The sequence below is a fragment of the Candidatus Accumulibacter meliphilus genome, from assembly GCF_036625345.1.
GTDB lineage: Bacteria > Pseudomonadota > Gammaproteobacteria > Burkholderiales > Rhodocyclaceae > Accumulibacter > Accumulibacter meliphilus.
Genome location: NZ_JAZKTZ010000001.1, coordinates 740,091 through 758,966 on the forward strand (window position 1 = coordinate 740,091; position 18,876 = coordinate 758,966).

At 61.8% G+C, this 18,876-nt stretch carries 14 protein-coding genes and 1 pseudogene; 2 read left to right on the top strand and 13 right to left on the bottom strand.

What is annotated here, in order from left to right; genetic code table 11:
* Nucleotides 1–28 precede the first annotated feature (28 nt).
* From V5B40_RS03220 to V5B40_RS03270, 12 genes and pseudogenes are all read right to left on the bottom strand, one after another.
* Complete coding sequence (locus V5B40_RS03220) at nt 29–1,342, bottom strand: ATP-binding protein (RefSeq protein ID WP_332353173.1); 1,314 nt, start codon at nt 1,340–1,342, stop codon at nt 29–31.
* Nucleotides 1,339–2,001 (bottom strand): response regulator transcription factor, encoded by a 663-nt coding sequence (locus V5B40_RS03225; RefSeq protein WP_332353174.1) that lies wholly within the window; start codon nt 1,999–2,001, stop codon nt 1,339–1,341. The genes V5B40_RS03220 and V5B40_RS03225 overlap by 4 nt, the downstream gene beginning before the upstream one ends.
* A gap of 91 nt (nt 2,002–2,092) precedes the next feature.
* Nucleotides 2,093–2,899, bottom strand: coding sequence for a COG4705 family protein (locus tag V5B40_RS03230; protein WP_332353175.1), 807 nt, complete (start codon nt 2,897–2,899; stop codon nt 2,093–2,095).
* A gap of 102 nt (nt 2,900–3,001) precedes the next feature.
* The gene (locus V5B40_RS03235; protein WP_332353251.1) at nt 3,002–3,334 is read right to left on the bottom strand and encodes a PepSY domain-containing protein; all 333 of its coding nucleotides are present in this window, start codon (nt 3,332–3,334) and stop codon (nt 3,002–3,004) included.
* A gap of 277 nt (nt 3,335–3,611) precedes the next feature.
* Nucleotides 3,612–5,972, bottom strand: a complete 2,361-nt coding sequence (locus tag V5B40_RS03240) for a tetratricopeptide repeat protein (protein WP_332353176.1) — start codon at nt 5,970–5,972, stop codon at nt 3,612–3,614.
* Nucleotides 5,973–6,047: 75 nt separating this feature from the next.
* A pseudogene (locus tag V5B40_RS25110) lies at nt 6,048–6,113 on the bottom strand (SEC-C metal-binding domain-containing protein); the annotation flags it as partial.
* Between the two features lie 132 nt (nt 6,114–6,245).
* Nucleotides 6,246–7,919, bottom strand: coding sequence for a potassium channel family protein (locus V5B40_RS03245; protein WP_332353177.1), 1,674 nt, complete (start codon nt 7,917–7,919; stop codon nt 6,246–6,248).
* 268 nt (nt 7,920–8,187) lie between these two features.
* Nucleotides 8,188–9,900: a phosphoethanolamine transferase CptA gene (gene cptA / locus V5B40_RS03250; protein ID WP_332353178.1), complete on the bottom strand. Its 1,713-nt coding sequence runs from the start codon at nt 9,898–9,900 to the stop codon at nt 8,188–8,190.
* A gap of 105 nt (nt 9,901–10,005) precedes the next feature.
* The gene (locus V5B40_RS03255; RefSeq protein WP_332353179.1) at nt 10,006–10,869 is read right to left on the bottom strand and encodes an isocitrate lyase/PEP mutase family protein; all 864 of its coding nucleotides are present in this window, start codon (nt 10,867–10,869) and stop codon (nt 10,006–10,008) included.
* A complete protein-coding gene (locus V5B40_RS03260; protein ID WP_332353180.1) occupies nt 10,866–11,126 on the bottom strand; it encodes an acyl carrier protein in 261 nt (86 codons plus the stop codon). The genes V5B40_RS03255 and V5B40_RS03260 overlap by 4 nt, the downstream gene beginning before the upstream one ends.
* Entirely contained in the window at nt 11,123–12,643 is a 1,521-nt protein-coding gene (locus V5B40_RS03265) for a class I adenylate-forming enzyme family protein (RefSeq protein WP_332353181.1), read from the bottom strand. The genes V5B40_RS03260 and V5B40_RS03265 overlap by 4 nt, the downstream gene beginning before the upstream one ends.
* A 26-nt stretch (nt 12,644–12,669) precedes the next feature.
* Nucleotides 12,670–14,013: a hypothetical protein gene (locus V5B40_RS03270; RefSeq protein ID WP_332353182.1), complete on the bottom strand. Its 1,344-nt coding sequence runs from the start codon at nt 14,011–14,013 to the stop codon at nt 12,670–12,672.
* Nucleotides 14,014–14,391: 378 nt separating this feature from the next.
* Here V5B40_RS03270 and V5B40_RS03275 point away from each other — a divergent pair, with 378 nt between their 5' ends.
* On the top strand, nt 14,392–15,012 hold the full coding sequence (locus tag V5B40_RS03275) for an MEDS domain-containing protein (RefSeq protein WP_332353183.1): 621 nt from the start codon (nt 14,392–14,394) through the stop codon (nt 15,010–15,012).
* 139 nt (nt 15,013–15,151) lie between these two features.
* Here the strand turns inward: V5B40_RS03275 and V5B40_RS03280 are convergent, their stop codons facing one another.
* Nucleotides 15,152–16,534: an IS1182 family transposase gene (locus V5B40_RS03280; RefSeq protein WP_332353184.1), complete on the bottom strand. Its 1,383-nt coding sequence runs from the start codon at nt 16,532–16,534 to the stop codon at nt 15,152–15,154.
* Between the two features lie 401 nt (nt 16,535–16,935).
* On the opposite strand from V5B40_RS03280, the gene V5B40_RS03285 reads away from it, so the two are divergent.
* Entirely contained in the window at nt 16,936–18,738 is a 1,803-nt protein-coding gene (locus V5B40_RS03285; RefSeq protein ID WP_434735822.1) for a putative bifunctional diguanylate cyclase/phosphodiesterase, read from the top strand.
* Nucleotides 18,739–18,876 lie beyond the last annotated feature (138 nt).

An 18,876-nucleotide genomic window follows, 5' to 3' on the forward strand; every position in this document is an offset into this window, starting at 1 on the left:
AGCTCGTCAAAGGCTGGTTCAATTCAGCCTAAATCCTTGCGTCGGGCGTACCGTGAGTTTGGCGGTAGCGAAAGATGAGGCCACTGCCTTCCGGCCCTGCATGGAGACTGACGGTACCGCCCTGGCGAGTCGCTGCTTCGCGGGCGATGGTCAACCCGAGGCCGCTGCCCTCGCCGCGCGCGTCCGGCATGCGGTAGAACGAATCGAAGACGCGCGCCTGTTCATCAATCGGAATCCCCGGGCCGTCATCGACGATTTCGATGATTGAATCGTGCTCGTCGGCGCGCAGTCGAAGCGTCACTTCACCGCCTTCCGACGTATATTTCAGAGCATTTTCGAGAGCGTTCTTGACGATCAGTCGCAGCGCCTCAGGCGAACCACAAACGGTCAGCGGTACCATCTCCTCCAAGCCCAGGTCGAGCTTTCGCGCCTCGGCGACGGGCAGGTACGCGGCGATCAGTTCGCGGGCCAGCAGCGAGATGTTGACCTCCGTCCGGCCGCTGGTCTCGGCCTGGGTTCTGGCGAGGTTGAGCAACTGCTCGGTCAACTGGCGCGCGCGTTCGATGCCTTCCTGTAGTGGCAGTAAGCGCTCGTGCACGACAGCAATTGATTCAGCGTGCCGGAGATTCTGTGCCTGTACCGAAAGCGCGGTGAGCGGGCTGCGAAGTTCGTGAGCGGCATCGGCGATGAAACGCCGTTGCTGCCCGATCAGGTGATTAACCCGTTCCAGCAGCCGATTAATGGCCTGTACGAAAGGGGAGATTTCTTCCGGGAGGCCGTCATCGGCGAGGGCTTGCGGCCGATCCGCGCTTTGCTCGTCGAGGCTCCTGGAAAGCTGAGCGATCGGTGCCAATTCGTGACGGACGATGCGCATGATGAGGATCGTCAACAATGGCAGTAGCAGCAACAAGGGAATCAAGGTGTGCAGTGCACTGTTGGCCGCTATTTCGTCACGCGCGTCGGTCGGCTGCGTCACGACCGTGCGTCTCTCTGCGGGCATGTCGCGGATGAACACGCGCTGTTGCTCGGCGCCGGCGTATAGGGTGTGAAAGCCACTGCGCAGATCGGCGGCGAGCCAATCAGGCCGCGGTTCGCCGGGCAAGTGGATGATCGTGATTCGCGACTCGGGGTCCTTGAGCGTGATTTTTCGCGAGCTTTGTGGTGTCTTTTGCGCAAACCCGTCGTCGGAGTTCAACTCGGCGATCTGCTGCAGCATGTCGTCCTGGAATTCCTTCGCCTCGGAATAAGCGAGCGCGAAGGAGGCGATGGCAGCAACCAGACAGGTGAGAAGGATCGTGCCTCCCAACATCAGCGACAAATGCCGCTGCAACGATCGCTTCATACCGGTTTGTCCACCATCCAGCCGGCACCACGGACATTCTTGATGATCGTCGGTCCGAGCTTTCGGCGAAGGCCGTGAATCAGGACGTCGATGACGTTGCTTTCGACTTCCTCGTTCCAGCCGTAGATCCGTTCCTCCAACTCGTTACGCGTGAGAATCGCCCCAGGACGCAACAACAGGGCGTGCAGCAGGGCAAACTCACGCGCACTCAACAGTTCCACCGTCTCTCCGCAGCGAGCCTCGTGACTTGCCGGGTCGAGACTAACTTTGCCGTTGCTCAGCAGGGGTGCGGCGTGTCCGCCCTGACGGCGAACGATTGCCCGTAGCCTAGCCAGCAGTTCATTGACGTCGAACGGTTTCACGAGGTAGTCATCTGCCCCGATATCGAGACCCTTGATGCGATCATCGATCCCGTCGCGAGCCGTGATGACGAGAACCGGTATCGTGTTGCCCGCCTGTCGCAGGCGCTGCAACACCTCCAGGCCGTCACGTTTGGGCAGTCCGAGATCGAGTAACACCGCCTGGTGGTCGTCGTCCTGGAGTACTTTGTTGGCAGTGGCACCATCTCTGACCCAGTCCACGGCATAGGCGCGATCCTTGAGCGCGAGGGATATCGCTTCGCCGATCATTGCGTCGTCTTCGACAAGCAGGATGCGCATTAGAAGTTCTCCGTGTCTGCAGGCGTCATGGTCTTAGCCGGCCCATTCGGATCAAGCAATGTATCGTTCCAATGTTCAATGACGGTCCCGATCAAGGCTTTCTGCCGACTGCGTTTGCCGTTTGCGCCTGGATGTCGCGTCGCGAGATGCTCATGGTCAGATAGAGGACCAGGCCGGCGATACTCGACAGGAAGAGCACGCTGGTGAGCACGGTGCCCAGACCAAGGCCGCCATCGGCAGTTGCTTGCGACAGGTAGTCGCCAAACGATGCGCCGAGCGGCCGCGTCAGCACGTAGGCGATCCAGAACGCCAGCACGGCATTGGTCTTGAAGACGTAATAAGCGATGGTCACGAGAGCGATCATGACGCCGAACATCAGCGTCGAGGTGGCGTAGCCGAGCTGCAGGCCTTCTGCGGCAAGGTCACCCGCGGCCGTGCCCAAGGCAAATGTGAACAGGATGGCTGCCCAGTAGAACAGTTCGCGCGGCGTGGTGATGATCGAGTGGATCGACAGCGTCTTCTCGCTGGCGTACCAAATGGCGAAAGTCGCCAGCAAGGCCAGGCCAAAGGCGATGGTCGTCGTTTCCAGCGGCACGCCAAAGTTGTCCACCAGGCCGTCGGTGATCAGGGTGCCGACGATGCTGATCAGCACCACCACCAGCCAGTACAGCGCCGGCACGTACTTGCGCGCACGCAACTGCAGCAGCAGGAAAACTGCCAACAGCGCGCTCATCAGCAGCGCCGTGCCGTTCAGGCCGAAATGCAGGTCGAAGTTGAGAAAATCGGCGGCGGTCTCGCCAACGGTCGTCGCCATGATCTTGATGATCCAGAAGTAGAGGGTGACTTCCGGAACCTTGTTCAGCATCTGCAGCGTGTCTTCGCGCGTGACTGTTTTCATGTGACTTCTCTCCTGTGCTACCGGTGTGGTGTGTGGCTTGCCCCGGCTTAAGGGAAAAGCCGGGGCAGAGGTGCTGCACCGGCTTGGAAGTGGTTGGCGTGGTCAATCGTCCCGGTCATGGTCATCGTCGCGGTCGTGTTTGTCCTCGACGGCGGCGATGACCGTGCCACTGGTCGAGTTAACTGTGACGTCCATGACCTGTCGGCCCTTGACCACTTCGACGTCGAAAACCCACTGGCCTTTGTGGTGCTCGTATTCAGCGCGCGATGCTTTGCCACCGACGTGCTGTTCGGCCGCGCTCACCGCCTGTGCCAGGCTGATCTTGGCGTCGGCGATCGCCATGGCGTCATTGTCGGCAGATTTGGCGGCGTAGACACTGCCGACGGCGGTCGCCGAAAGTACGGCAACGGCTGCCAAATAGATGTTGCTTTTCATGGTTAGCTGTTTCATGGAGCTCTCTCCTTCAGGTCACGCGGAAATTCGCGTAAGGGTGAAGATAAGCATCGAGAATTAGCGGAGAGTTAATGTGAAAGTCGCATACGCGACTTTCACATTAAATGCGTTATGGGTGTCGTAAGCGCCGGGAGTGGCCTGCAGGCCAGTGGGCTGCACGCAAATTCCCCAATCATCGAGCTCCAAGCATCGGCTGGCCAGGCTTCTCTGCTGCGCTCTATGTCGCCGGTCCACTCGTGCCGATTGGCGATAGCGGCGATTAGCGGCGTTGGCGGACCGCGTCGAGCTCCGCTCTCAGACACTGCTCGAAAGCGCGCACGACACTGACGTCGCCATCGACCGACGGTGCGGCGGCGATGATCGCGGCGCGCCGGGCTTTGCTGTGCTCGGCATCGCCGCTTTCCCTGGCGAGGCGCGCGGCAATGGCCACGTAATCGTCGGGCGATGCGGCGATGCTGTCCGGCAAGCCCGCCTTGCGGAGCAGGCCGGATGCCAGGCGCTGGCGCATATAGGCACCTTCCAGCGTAACGATCGGCAGGCCGCGATGCAGCGCCTGCCAGGCGGTGGTGTAGCCGGAGAAAGCCGGGCAGTCGAGATAGACGTCGCAGCAATCGAGCAAGGCCAGGAACTGTGCCGGTGCGAGCCAGGGAATGCCGAGCAGATGTCGGCGCGGATCGAGACCCTGGTCGCGGAACGCCGCCTCGAGGCGCGCCATGACCTGTTCGGTGGCCCAGGGAGAAATCGGATCGCGCAGCAGGATGAAGACACTCTCGCCGGTGGCCGCCGCGATCCGGGCGTAAAGCGCGTCATCGGCCGGGTCGAACTTGATCGCCCGCTGGGCAATCAGCAAGCGCGGGCCATCCATGCCGCGCAAGCGGCTTTCGACTTCCGCGATGGGCTCGGCGAGGAGTGGCAAGGGGGCCGTACAACAACCGCTACCGGGCAGGCGGATCAAGCGCTCCCGATAGTGCTTGCCGGCGTCCGCGGCCTCGAGCAAATCGCCGGAAAGAAAGAGGTCGATGGTCGCCAGGCCGGTGCTGATCGGGTGTCCCCAGCTGGCCACCTGCAAAGGCGCCAGCCGATGTGCGGCCAGGAAATAGCACAGCGAAGACATACCGATTTCGGGGTAGAAAATCACGTCGGGGGCGTCTTCGGCAACAGCAGCCAGCCAGCCGGCAGGGTCGGCAATGGTCTGCCGATCCCGCCAGCCGTCGACCTGCCCGCGCGCAAAGCGGGTTTCCTCGTCCTCGACGTTGCCGAGGTGATAAACAAGGACCTCGAAGCGCGTGCGATCGAGATCCAGCAACAGACCGCGCAGCACGATATCCCATACGGAATGCCGGCGGATATGATGCGAGACGATCAACAGTCGCGGTCGCTCGCGTGGCGGGCATGGCGCTGCCACTTGCGAAACCTGAGCACCCGGATGCAGGCATTCGCCGATCAGATCGCCATAGCGCGCCAGCAGATCGACGTGATTGCCGTCGCGGTACGCCAGCGAGAAGGGTTGCTGCGCGGCGGCCAGACTGGCAAGGTCCACCGGCCGAGCGCGATCCGCGTGCAGCCAGTCCGCCAGTTCGTCGAGCGCTCTCGCAAAAGCGTGCCGAACCGCCGCACTTTCTTCGCTATTTTGCGCGATCACCGGCAGCACGGCTGTCGCCAGTGCCAGCCGGGTGCTCGTCCGTTCGGGCTCGACGGCGAGGGCTTCGAGGTAGCATGTCCGTGCCGCGTCGGCATGGCCAAGTTCGAGCAAGACGCCGCCCAGCCGCTCAAGAATCTCCGCATTTTTCGGCTGTGTTCTGAGCAAGTCGCGATAGGCGGTTTCGGCATCGACGAAGCGATTCTGCTCGACGAAAAGCCGACCGAGGTTGGCGCCGGCCGTGGCATAGGCCGGGTTCAACTTCAGCGCTCGCCGGTAGCAATCCTCGGCCTGGACGAAATCGCCCAACTCCTGCAGCACATTTCCCAGGTTGCCGAGCGCCGGCAGGGTGTTCGGCGCGACCTGCAAGGTCGCCAGGAAGCAATCTCTGGCTGCGCGGAGTCGGCCCGAATTGCGCAGGATATTACCCAGACAGAAATGCGTCGCCGCGTATTCGGGTGCCAGGGCGACTGCCCGCCGGCAGACGGCTTCGGCTTCCGCCATCGCCCCGCGCTCTGCCAGGGTATCGGCCAGCGAGACGAGTGCTTCAAGAAAGTCCGGGGCGCTGCGCACAACTCCGCGCAGGAGCTTTTCGGCCTCGTCAAAGCGCTCGAGCAGGCGCAGCGTGTCACCAAGATTGAACTGCGCCGCCAGATTCTCCGGCTGTACCGCCAGCGCTCGGCGGAAGGCGTCGCTGGCCTCGGCAAAACGCGCGCGCTCGATAAGCGCTCTTGCCAGGACGGTCTGGATATCGAAATCCTGCGGCGATAGCGTCGTCGCGCGCTGCAAGGCCGGCAGGCCGTCCTTGCTTTGCGCCTCCAGGGTCGCACCGAGCAGTCCCCAGAGAAACCCGGAAGCAGACTGCGACGACGGTCCGAGCAGTGCGCGCAGGCGCGCTTCCAGCTCGGCATAGCGGCCGCCGTTGAACATCGCCAACAAATCGCTCGGAGCGCCGGAATTCACTGGGCTCGGAGAATTCATGGAATTCCGGGAACGCGAAGAAGCCGGCGCGGCGCCGGCAGCATGATCAGGCGCTGGTCCGGCCGTTTCCCTGCCCAGGCAGCAGCTTTTGTACTTCCTGCCACTGCCGCAGGGGCACTGGTCATTTCTCCCCGGCTTCATCGGCAAGCGCTCCGCTTGCCTGTTTCCGTACCGCTTGTTCGCATCGGTCTCCACCTGCTGGTTGCAAAAGCCGAATGATAGGCACTACCGGATGGCTACTGAGCGTTTTTGTCAGCGCCTGCCGCGCAGCGTTCATGCGGAAGGATCTGGCGGCGTCGGCGGCCGCTCTGCCGGTTTGGCTCGATACTCGCGCATGTATCTGTCGACACTGGTCGTCGTGCCGCAGACGAAGAGGATGTCATCTGCGCGCAGCTTGAAAGCCTCGTCGAACTCCACCAGCACCTCGGTGCCACGTTCCACCGCCACCACCGCGGTGGCCGTTTTTTCCCGGATACCTGCCTGCCATGGGTGTCCGTCGACCAGTGTGCCTGGCGCGACGCGGGCAAGCTTCAGCCGTTGTTCCACCGTTACCGCGTCCTCGCCCAGGAGGTAGTGGGCGAGAATCTGGCCGGCCACCTGGCCCACCGAGAGGGCGACATCCGCCCCTGCCTGGTACAGGCGGGCGACGTTCGGCGCCAGATTCACGCGCGCGATCAGGCGTACCTCCGGAGCGTAATCGCGGACCACCGCGGTCGCAAAAACCCCGGCGCTGTCGTTACTCAGCGCCAGGACAAGCGCACGCGCCTTGCGCACCTCGGCGGCTTCGAGCGTGCCTTGCTCCAATATGTTGCCGACCACATCGACCGCCGCGTCCGGCCGCTCGTCGATGACGATGATCGACTCCCCTGCGTCGCGCAACATCTCCACCACCTTGCGCCCTACCGCGCCGTAACCCGCGACCACGATCGGGCCGTAACGGCGCAGTGGCGTGGCCATGCGTTCGACCCTCGCCAGATTGGCGTGCGCCCCGGCCGCAACCAGGATCGCGCCAGCTTGAATACGCGTCTCCGGGCCCTGGGCAGGGGCGAAACGGCCACCGTTCCACTGCCCGATCACTGTTACCCCGTAGCGTGCGCGCATGCGCAGCGTGCCGAGACGCTGCCCCGCCAGTGGGCTGCTGGCCTGGACGCGAAAATCGGCGATGCCGACCCGCTCACCGAGCAGCTGCAGTCCTTCCACCTTGGGGCTGATACGCGAGCTGGCGCGGGCCGCCAGCGCTGCACCCAGCACGTGTGAAGGAGTGAACACCGCGGTGGCTCCGATCTTCTCCATCGGCGGACGATGCAGGGGCTCTTCGGCGAGTGCCAGGATCGTTCCCGTGTAGCCGCGTTCTCGCGCCATCATGATGAAAGTCGCGTCGGCGTGGTCGTCGGCATTGGTGATCAGCGCCTGCGCCCTTTCCACACCGGCCAGCATCCCGGGTTGCTCGTCGAGGGCACCGAAGACCACGTCGTAGCCACGATCGCGAAGACGACGGGCCTGGCGTTCATCCTGCTCCAGGACGACGACGGCCGTACCGACACGACGCAGTTCCTCGATCAGCGAGTCAACCGCCGGCCCGTAGCGATGGATGAGCACGCGTCCGGCCATTTCCGGCAGGATTCCCGGCAGGCGCGCTTCGAAGCGCTCCTCGAAGTAGGGCAAAAAGAACACCGGGAAGATCAGCACATAGAATGACATGCCGACCAACTCGAAAAAAATGACGAACAGGATCATCGCCGGATGTGTCCAGCGCGAGTCGCTGCCGTAGCCGGTGGTGGTCAGTGTTTCGGCGGCCCACTCAATGCTGGCCCAGAAATCGCGCGGGTTGTTCTCCAGGTAGTCCATGCCGGACATGTACAGCAGCCCGCCTGCGAGGATCACCAGCGGAATGCTGAGAAGCAGGGCGAACAGGCGTCGCGTCGAACGCTTGAAATGACCAATCACGTCGCATCTCCGTTGCTGCCGAGGGGGCACGAGAACCCGGCCCTGTACGCGGCGATCGGGCCGGCGCGGGGATGGGAGGGGGTTCCCGTCTTTTTGCTGCGGCGGCGAACAAGAAGCCACCGTCAGGGCAGGGAGTATCGGTGCCTGCACAGGAGCCGTCAATACGCAATTACGCGCATCGAGTCGGGCTCGGCGGTCGTCTCGGCGAGGCCCCGTACGGACAGAACTTTCCCGCGGAAAGGGTGACCCGGTGACCGGGTTCGTTCGTCTATTGCTGAGCGGGCAGTCGGGTGTGCAGGTCGATCAAGCCTTTTGGTGATGCCGGGTCGCCGACCAGCAATGGGCGTTCCTTGAATGCCGAGTTGACCAGGCTCTTGCTCGGGTCGAAACCCGCGAAGCGCAAACCGATCAGATCGGCCCAGGTATGGATGAAATGCGAAGTCTGGTAGGGGCGGTCAACGAACGCGCTGAGGTCGCGCGGGTGCGCTTCTTTCCAGTCTTCAGATTCCCAGATCAGGAAGGGTACGGCGTACATTGGTTCGGTCGGCCGGCCCTCATTGCGGCCCAGGACCTTGTGCCCGGGCGAGTCGAAAACATCCTCGCCGTGGTCGGAGAAATACACCAGGAGGCCGTGTGCTTCTGTCGCTGCAAAGATGTCGATCAGCCTGGCCACCACCTGGTCGTTGAAGAGCACCGCGTTGTCGTAGTTGTTGATCACCGGCACCTGCTCTTCCGTCACCCATTCGGCGAGGCCACTACGATCGTTGAAGTGGGCGAATTCTGGCGGAAAGCGGTACTCGTATTTCATGTGCGTGCCGAGCAGATGGACGACGATGAACTTCTTCTCGGCGGGGTCGGCGAGGACCTGCTGGAAAGGTTCGAGAACGTTGTCGTCGTACGCGCGCGAGTTCTGTTCGCGACTGTGATTGAGATAGATTTGTTCGTCCATTTGCTGTGAGAAGTTTGTCAGCATGGTGTTGCGTTTGGTCATCGTCTGCTGGTTGGTGATCCAGAACGTTTTGTAGCCGGCCTGCTTCATGATGTTCATCAGCGATGGCGTGCTCAGGTAAAGATCGGGATTTTCCTGGTCGGCAAAAGTCAGTGCTTGCTGCAGTACCTCGATGGTATAGGGACGTGGGCCGATGACCTGGTTGAAGACGGTCAGTTGCGTGCGCAGGGCGTCCAGCTTCGGCGTCGTTTTGCGCGCGTAGCCGTAAAGGCTCATGTGCTGGCGGTTGGTCGATTCGCCGATCACCAGTACAAAGCTTGTTGGCTGGCCATTGTTGGGGTCGACGAGGTTCTCTATTGGCGGCAGTTTCTTGTTTTTATCGAGTAATTCCTGCATGCCCGCAAGCTGCTCCTGGTACTGCAGGTAGCCCACCACCATCTGCCAGGGCACTGCCGGTTCCATGCGCGTCTGAATGGTTTCCGCCGCCAGGGCTGCGGAGAGGGCGCCGCGGCGAAGGTTCTTGATCTGCGGAAAGGCCAACAGGGAAAAGGCGATCAATAGCACGCTGATCCATGCCGCACGGCGCGAGAGGTGAACGGGGCGCACCCGGCGCCACAACAGCCAGGCCACGGTACTGTAGATCAGGAGAGCGGGCACCATCCACCAGGCGAAATATTGCGCGAAGTACTCGCTTGCTTCGGCCGGGTTCGATTCGAACATGATGAAAATCACGCTCTGCGAGAACTCCTGCCCGTAGATGCAATAGTAGCCGAGGCTGGCCAGTGAGAAGGCCCACAGCACGAGCCCGATGCCGGCGGCGATCGGGCGCGCGCGTTGCGGGAAAAGCAGCAGCGGGATCAGCCACAGGAAGCTGGCAATGGTTGCCTGGCGCAGGCCGTAGGACCCGGTGGTGCCGCTCAGTTGCAGCAAGACATGCGTGACGCCTGAGAAATACCAGAAGAACAGATAGGCCCAGGCAAGGCCTCGCCAATCAACGCGGGTGCTGTCGCGCAATGTCGCTGTTGCAGTCATTTGCTTGATTTTCCTGAAAGCTTTTCTGGTGCGTGAACTCTGGCAGGCGGCCGTGCAGGTTTGATGAAGCCTCACAAAATGGAGCGGCGAGGTAGGGGCTTCCCACTAGCGGCTACGACTGTCCCTGCGCAGAAGGTTCTCGTTCAGCACGCGCGTACACTCGCTGACTCCGATGGGGCTACCGGCGAGGGTGCCATCCTGGGCTTTGAGTGTCGCCATGGCATCGTCGATTGCTGCCTGCGCTGCAAAAAGACAGGGTGTGCTGTAAATGATCAGCGAGACACCGGCATCGCGCAGTTCGCTTTGCGTGCAGGCCGGTGACTTGCCGCCAGCGATCTGGTTGAAGCAGAAGGGGCGATCGATCCGCTTCGACAACTCGCGAACGGTATCCAGGCTCTTCAGGCCATCAACGAGTACGGCGTCGGCGCCGGCGTCGGCAAATGCCGACACCCGGCGCTCGATATCGTCGAGATCCGACGAATCGGTGCGTGCGATCACCAGCATGTCGCGGCGAACTGCCAGTACTGCCTTGAGCTTGGCCAGATACTCGTCGAGCTCCATGATCTGCTTGCCTTCGAAGTGACCGCAGCGCCGGGGGCGTTTCTGGTCCTCAAGAACGACCGCCGACGCTCCTGCCGCTTGGAGGACCGAGACCACGTGGCAGGCGACTTCCGGATCGCAGTAGCCATCGTCGATGTCGACCAGCAGATTGTGCTTTGGCAGTACCGTACGCAGGCGCTGCACGAAGGCGACGATATCGGTCCAGGTGATGAAGCCGACATCGGGCAGCCCATAATGGCTGGCGGCAAAACCGAAACCGCTGACGAAAAGGCTGTCGAAATGGCGGGCCGCGAGGGTCGCCGAAAAGACGTCATAAACGCCGATGAAGGACACCAGGCCAGTGCTGGCCAGCGACTCTCTGAGGCGATCGCCAGCCGCTACGCGGCGGTGATTGTTTTCCATGCTCATGTGCGCGCTTGCTCAATGAAATCAAGAATTGAGGTCATCGACGAAAGACGTTCCGGTTCGAAGCCGTGCGTCGAGAAGTCGATCCCGTAGGTGTTTTCGAGATAAACGACGATCTCCACTAAGGCCAGCGAATCGATCAGTCCCGAAGTGACCAGATTTTCGTCCGCACCAATCTGCTCGATCGGCTTGTTCGGTTTCTGGATGCTGCGCAGGAATTCGATCAGCTCCTGCAGTTGCTGCTGCCTTTCCTCGCTCACGCCTTCTCTCCCCCGGCCAGGATTTTCGGCAGCTCTAGCGATGGCAGGCCGATACAGGCGGCATTCACTGCGTCACGATTGATTTTGCCGCGTGAGGTGCGTGGTATTTCGTCGACAATCCACCAGCGGCTTGGCAGCTTGTGTTCGGCAAGATGCACCGTCATCCATTTGTGCAGGGCGCGGACGGTCTCGTCGTCGCGCTTGTTGAGGACGATGGCGATGCCCACTGTCTGCCCATAGATGGCGTCATCGATAGCGAAGGTGCATACATCTGCGGCATGCTCGAAGCGCTCGACGACGGCATCGATATCGGCCGGGTAGATCTTCATGCCGCCCTTGTTGATTTCGTCGCGCTCGCGGCCGCGTAGCACCAGCCGGCCCTGCGCATCCATGAAACCGATGTCGCCAGTCAGGAACCAGCCGTCGATCACCGCATTTTCGGTGAGGTCGTCGCGCTGAAAATAGCCCTTCATCAGCGCTGGCGTGTTGAGCCAGACGAAGCCCAGCTCGCCAGCCTGGCATTCGCTATCGGCGTCGAGCGGCGCGGAGGTGTCGGCGGTGCGCAACACCTTGACCACCGCTCCCCAGCCCTCGCCGACCAGCCCGTCCTCGGCGGCGCAATCGGCGTTGCTCAAGCCGGCCACCCAACTGCCCGTCTCGGTGATGCCGTAGGCGTTACAGACCTGGCGGGTGCCGGTCCAGCGGCGAATCTCGTCCCAGACGTGCGCCGACAGCGGCGCCGAGCCGCAATGCACGCGTTGCAGCGTGCCGGCGCTCGGCGGGCGCGCCAGTTTGAGCGCCAGACGCCAGATCGAAGGAACCGAAGACATGAAGCTGATGCGGTGTTCGTCGAGCAGCGCGCCGAGGCGCATGATGATCTCCGGCTTGAACGGCGGCGTAATGAACAGGTGCTGACCGGAAAGCCATGGGAACAGGCAGTTGCAGATCAGCCCATGACCGAAATGCGTCGGCAGCAGGCACAGTGTGCGCTCGAAAGCGGTAACGCCAAGCTGCTCACGCAGCGATACCCAGCGCGCACGCAAGGAGCGATGCGTGTGGACGACACCCTTGGGCGCGCCAGTCGAGCCCGAAGTGAACAGGATCAGCGCGTCGTCGTCGAGACGGCTGCGGCCGGCGAGCGCTTCCTCTTCGCCGGTGTCGACGGTGTCGATGACGCCAACGCCCGCTGCGCCAAGCGCTTCGAGCACCGCGGCGTCAGTGGCGTCGTCGACCACCGCCAGTCGCGGCAGGGCGGCTTTGACCAGGGTGTCGATCTCGAACGGCGTCAGGCGTGCGTCGATCGGCACGGCGCAGGCGCCAAGGCGCCAGATGGCGAGCAATTCGACGAAGAATTCGAGCCGATTGCCGAAGGGCAGAAAGACCCGATCACCTGCCGCCAGCTGATGGCGTTTGAAGCGTGCGATGCGGCGCGCCACCTGGCGGTGGATTTCCGGACCATCCCAGCTGCGGCCACTGACCGGCTCGGTGAGATTGCCAACTTTCAGGTCGAGTAACATGGGCGAAGCGTTCTCCGTAAAGGGGTTTAGGCGAAGCCGAAGAGGCTCAGGAAGAACTCCACTCGGGCGAGAAATGGAGTGCTGCTCCTTACGTTCCAGATGAAGATCAGGGCAAAGAAAGTCCAGACGCCAAAAATTCTTCCGATCCGTGCCAGATGGCCGGCGGCAAGCGGCTTGCCGCCGCGGCTTTGTTGCCTTCGCATCGAGACATAAATGCCAATGGCCAGCAGGAAACAGTAGAAAAAGCGCGACCTGAGAGTATACACGGCCTCGAAGACGTATCCTTGCGCAACCAGCGTCTCCATGTTCAGCAGGTGATAATACATATTGCCGACGAAAGCTGCGGCGAACACGGCCGCCAGCAGGCGCAGGCGTGGCCAGTTGCGTAGTCTGGTCCCCAGTTGCGTGAAAGTCGGCAGAAAGAAGAAGTTCGCCATCAGCTCCTTGAAGTAGTAGTAATAGCGATTCCAGAACTCCAGGATGGATTCCGACAGCAGCGGTTTGTAGGTATTGCGAAAGACGTTGAAGCCGAACAGGCGCAGGGTGCCTATGATCATGTGTCCATGCGCCGCATGGCGAAGAACCTGCCAGACGAGCTCGCAATAGAGGCTCGCCCAGGAGGCCAGGAAAGGCGCCTGCCCCCCTTGCGCGACCAGTTGGTCCAGCCGCGGGATGGCATTCTCCGGCCCGTAGAAGGTCCGTTCCATCAGCGTCATCGCGGCATCCCAGAGCAGGCCAAGAATGACCAGCTTGATCCCCGCGAGCTGCGAACGCGCGAGTTCTTCATCGCTCCTGGCTTCGCATTTCGACAGGTAGTCCAGTCCTTTGCCGTAGGGCGTGTTGGATCCGCCGAATGCCGGCCACAGCGGGATGAGCTGGTCGACAAAGCGCGTCGACGCGGCACGGCCGTATTGTCCGGAAAGCAGCAGGTAGCCGCAGCGCCAGATGAGATACGGGAAGATGATGGCGATGCCCAGCAGCAGCTCCCGCCAGGCGCCAGCGGTCGGGACGGTCAGCCATAGCAGCGCCAGGCCGCCCCAGTACAGCAAATGGAGGCTGATCTGCGGATGGCGCCGAACGCTGGCCGGCAAGGAGCGGAAATGCGCGGCTGCCTGGTAAACAAGCCACAGGATGGCGAACAGCGCCAGCACCAGGGAAGCCAGGCCCAGCCAGTCCGATGGAACCGGCAAGTCGTCCGCTCGGCCCATCTCGCGCACGGGTCTGATGACGCCGGCTACGACCGCGGCAATGGCCAGCGCCGTGCGCCTCCTGCCTGGCGTGCACCAGGTCAGCGCCGTGCCCAGCCTTGCTTGCCACCAGGCGATGATTACCGGGTCTTCGTGAAACTGCGTCAGTCGGTTGATACTCACCGGGCGGCCATTGTCAGCTGTCAATACTGGAGTGCGGGAGTGCGGGAGTGCGGGAGTGCGGGAGTGCGAGCACCGTTCCGCAGAGCAGGAACGGGCTTGGCGAAGGACGGTGTTTGGTCTGGTCATGCGCCGGAAGAATAGTAAAGGAAAAAGCCTGCTTTCTTGTTCCTGTTTCCCCAAAAATCTCGCTTGCGGCGATGGAAAACCCTTCCCGTTGACGGGGGCCGGCGAATGGGTGATCCTGCCGGTGCGATCAGCTGTTCCGGGAAATCATGGTGCTCGGTCAATCATCGGCTACGAGTTTTTGTCCCAGCGGGGGCGGCAGAGCGGCCCTGCACATCGCGAATGTGCCTCGATCCTTCGTACGGAGCAGAAACCGTGTCCACTGAACCACACCAGGTTTCACTTGGATTCACCCGGCAGGATTTCCCCGCCGGCGTGCATGTCTGTCAGATCTTCAGCAAGGACGAGGACCGTCTGGATGCCGTTCTGAAGTTCTTGCGCAGCGGTCTGGAAGCTGGCGAGCGGGTGGCCTGCTTTAGCGACGACCTGGACGATGCTCGACTGGGCAGCTACCTTGCCGAGCATTCGTTGTCACTTGCCGAGCACACCGCCAGGGGGGCTTTCTCGAAAACAGGCGCCAGCGAGGTCTACTTCGCAGACGGTTGTTTCGACCCCGATCGCTTGCTTGGCTTGCTACGGAAGTTCTACCGGGATGCGCTCGCCGACGGCTTTCCGGCGGCTCGCGTCATCGGCGAAATGATGGCCGACGTGCTGCGCTTGGGGGGTATTTCCCATCTTCTGGAGTACGAAGCACGCGTCACCATGCTGCTTCGCGAGCATCCGATTACCGCCGTATGCCAGTACGACGCGACTGCCTTTGATGGGGCAAGCATCATGCAGATTCTCAAAGTGCATCCGCTGATGGTGATCCGCGACTCTGTCGTGCACAACCCTTTTTACGTCCCTCCCGAGGACTTCCTGGCAAATCACTGCTGAGAGGTTGTGAATTTATTGCCTTCGCGCCAGTAGAGGCGAAGCTCCCCTGGTAACGCCACCACGGGGCAGAATATGCCTAATTCATGATAATGATTGCCGTTGGCCCTTGATCTATCCCTTTTTTGCCTGTTTTCCCCGGTTACCCGGCGATTTGTGGAACAACGGACGTTCCTGTCCCTATCCCAACCAAGTGGGGTGCGAGCGTGACAGTACGCATCAGGTTATGTGCCAAGGCGAAGAGTAGGGCGACCGCCTTTACTTTCTTCAGCCCGCGAACCCGTAGTCGATTCAGACCCCGGTTGCGTGCCAGGGCATTCACGCATTCGGCCGTCGATGCGCGCTGCTTGTAAATGATCTTGGCTTCATCACTGCCCATCCGCTGACGCCATTTGGCGACCGCCGGGCTGTCTTTGGGTTTCGGTTGGTGGATGTCGACTTCCGAGTTCCTGGCCTTGGGCACCGGGGCATAAACGGTCGTGTTGTCGGCGACTGCGTCGACCTGTCCATGGCCCGGATAGCCCCCATCAACCAGCCAGTTCTCCGGGACCTGGCCACAGCGTTCGCTGACTTGTTCGACCATCGGTACCATCTGACCTTGGTCGGTGCCAGCGGTAACGACCTCAACGCCGATGATCACCTGACTTTCGGTGTCGGCGGCGTACTGAAAGTTGTAGGCCGGCCGAAATCCCCCATCGCCCATCTTCATGATCGTCGCGTCGGCATCGGTCGTCGAACTCCGGGCCTTATCCGGCTCCTTGCCCTGACCCTTCTTGATCGCCGCCAGTTCGGGCAGCCGGTCCAGGGCGGCTTCAATGCGCGCCTCCCGTTCGGCCACCGCACGCTGCTGCGCCGCTTGTGTGCGTGCGCTTTCGCCCACGGGGTCGTCATCCAACTGGGCCTTGAGCTTGGCCACCTGTTGCCGCGCCTCTTCGCGACAAGCTTTAAGCGTCTCTTCCCGCCGGAAGGACGCCGCACCGGCACTGGCGCGTACCCGCATGCCGTCTTGCGCACACCCTTTGAGTTTGACCGCTCCCGCCGCCATCAGGCTGGCGACGTTGTCGGTCAGCAGATCGTCGAGCGCCTCGCCCTGGCGGCTGCGAAAATCGCACAAGGTGTGGTAATTGACTTGCACGCCACCACAAATCCACCGGTAGGCATCATGGGACTCGGTCAGACGGGCCACGGCCCGCCCACAGCCCACACCTTCCAGCGTCGCGTAAAGCCAGAGGGCATACAGAATTTCAGGAGCAATCGCCGCACGTCCCACGCCACCCTCAGTCACTTTGATCCCGGCGTACAGTCCTTCCAGATCTTGTCGCTCGACGTAACCCCATACCAACCGTGCTCGATGTCCAGGCGGCAGCAGTGACTCCAGATCGCTGGCACGCCATTCAAGCTGCGTGCGGTTCGGCATCAAGACTCGTGCCAACGCCTTCGGTAGCGCTGCCTTCTCAGCTTCTGGCGCATTCACGTCCAACGGGGGCATCGCATCGTCGGGGAACAGGGCTTGCGTCGCGGGCATGGTCGTCACCTGGAGTGTAAATGACTTCGTCATTATAACCCAGGTGCGTGGCTTGGCGGTGGAGAGCGGGGAATATTTTCACAGACTCTGAGTTGCTGGGGCGCCAGGTGCCAGTGACAGCCTTGCCGGATGTGCGGGTGCTTGGACAGCTTCTGCTCATGCAGAGTGTCGTCACTTCCTTGCCGGATGACTCGATCCTGCCCTTCGTCACGCAGGGGCTGACAGACATTCCCGGGGTCATGCGAGTGCAGTTCCGCGCCCAGTCGTCGGCTGACGACGAAGATGCCACGCAGCACTTCCGTCTCGCCTGCTGCGCTCACGAACTCGGCGAACTGGTCTTCACCGTCAGCGACAGCACGGCCTTCGCGCCCTACGCCGACCATCTGCGCAATTTCGCTTTCATGCTGGCGGTCATCCTGGAGGAACGTCGGCAGCGACGGATCATCGACGCGCAGTATCAGCATCTTGAGCTGCGGGTCGCGGAACGGACGGGCGAACTGGCGCGCGAACGCGACAGCGCCCAGCGTTATCTGGACATCGCCGGCGTGATGCTCATGGGCCTCGACAAGCACGGCCGGATCATGATGGTCAACCGCAAGGGGGCTGAGCTTCTCGGTGAAGCGGAAAGCACCCTGATCGGCGTGGACTGGTTCGACAACTTTCTGCCAGGCAGCAAGAAGGTGCTTGGTCGCCAGATCTTCGCCCGCCTGATGGCCGGAAATGCGCGGCTGGTCGAGCGTTACGAAAATGTCATCGTCACCAGGGCCGGCATGAAGCGGGTCATGGCCTGGAACAATACCCTGCTGCGCGACGAAGCTGGTGCTCGGACGGGCACGCTTTCTTCCGGGGAGGATGTCACCGAGCGTCGGCAAGCGGAAGAAAGAATCAGGGAATTGGCGTTCTTCGATCAGCTCACTGCTCTACCCAATCGAACGCTCTTGCTCGATCGCCTGAAGCAGACCCTGTCCACCTGTTTACGCAGTGGCAGCCAGGGCGCTCTCTTGTTCATTGATCTGGATAACTTCAAGTCTCTCAACGACACTCTCGGGCATGATACCGGTGACATTCTGCTGCAGCAGGTCGCGCGACGACTCACTCACTGTGTACGCGAGGAAGACACCGTCGCGCGTTTCGGCGGCGACGAGTTCGTCGTCATTCTGGCAGCCTTGAATGGCAGTGCCGAAGAGGCTGCGACTGGCGCCGAGGTGGTTGCCCAAAAAATCCTGTCGTCGCTTAACGACGTCTATCATCTTGGCCAGGTCACTCAACGCAGTACAGCAAGCGTTGGCGTGACCTTGTTCGATGGTCACAACGTGAGCGCCGAGGACTTGATGAAGCAGGCCGATCTGGCCATGTACCGGTCCAAGGATGCCGGTCGCAATTTGGTCCACTTCTTTGATCCCGCCCTCGAATCTGCGGTGAAGGAGCGCGTCAGATTGGAGCGGGATCTACGCCGCGCTCTGGCGGAAGGGCAGTTCCTGCTTCATTATCAGGCGCAGGTCGGGAGCAATGGCCGGCTGTGCGGTGCCGAAGCCCTGCTACGCTGGCAAAGTCCCCGGTGCGGTCTGGTCTTCCCCGTGGAGTTCATCCGGCTGAGCGAGGAAACCGGCTTGATTGTGCCGCTCGGCCTGTGGGTTTTCGAGGCTGCCTGCCGGCAACTGGCGGCCTGGGCGAGCCAGCCAGAGATGGCGCAGCTTACCATTGCCGTGAATGTCAGCGCCCGGCAGTTCCATGAGCTCGACATTGTCGATCAACTGCTCAACGTGATTCGACGCACCGGCGCCAAGCCTGAGCGACTGAAGCTCGAGCTGACCGAGAGCCTGCTGCTTGACAACGTCGCCGATACCGTCAGCAAGATGTCTGCCCTGAAGGCCCGCGGCGTAGCTTTCTCGCTGGACGACTTTGGTACGGGCTACTCGTCGCTCTCCTACCTCCGGCGCCTGCCGCTCGACGAACTGAAGATCGACCAGTCGTTCGTGCACCATATCGTCGCCAACCCCAGCGACGCAGCCATCGCCAGAACCATCGTCGCCCTCGGCCAGAGCCTGGGTCTGAGAGTGATCGCCGAGGGGGTGGAAAACGAAGAGCAACGCCAGTTTCTGGCCAGCATTGGCTGCTTCGCCTACCAGGGCTACCATCACAGCCGCCCGCTGCCGGTCGATGGCCTCGAAGGCCTTGTCCGGCGGTCGTCTTGCGATGCCTGACAATAATGGTGGGCACCAAGCCGAGCGAGTTTGCGGTCGTGGCGGGCAGGAAGCACGCCTGGCCGGGGGAAAATGGGCGATTGACGCCGCTTGATGCACACTCCTATACTGCCGAGCTGATTTTCCGATCCTTGAATC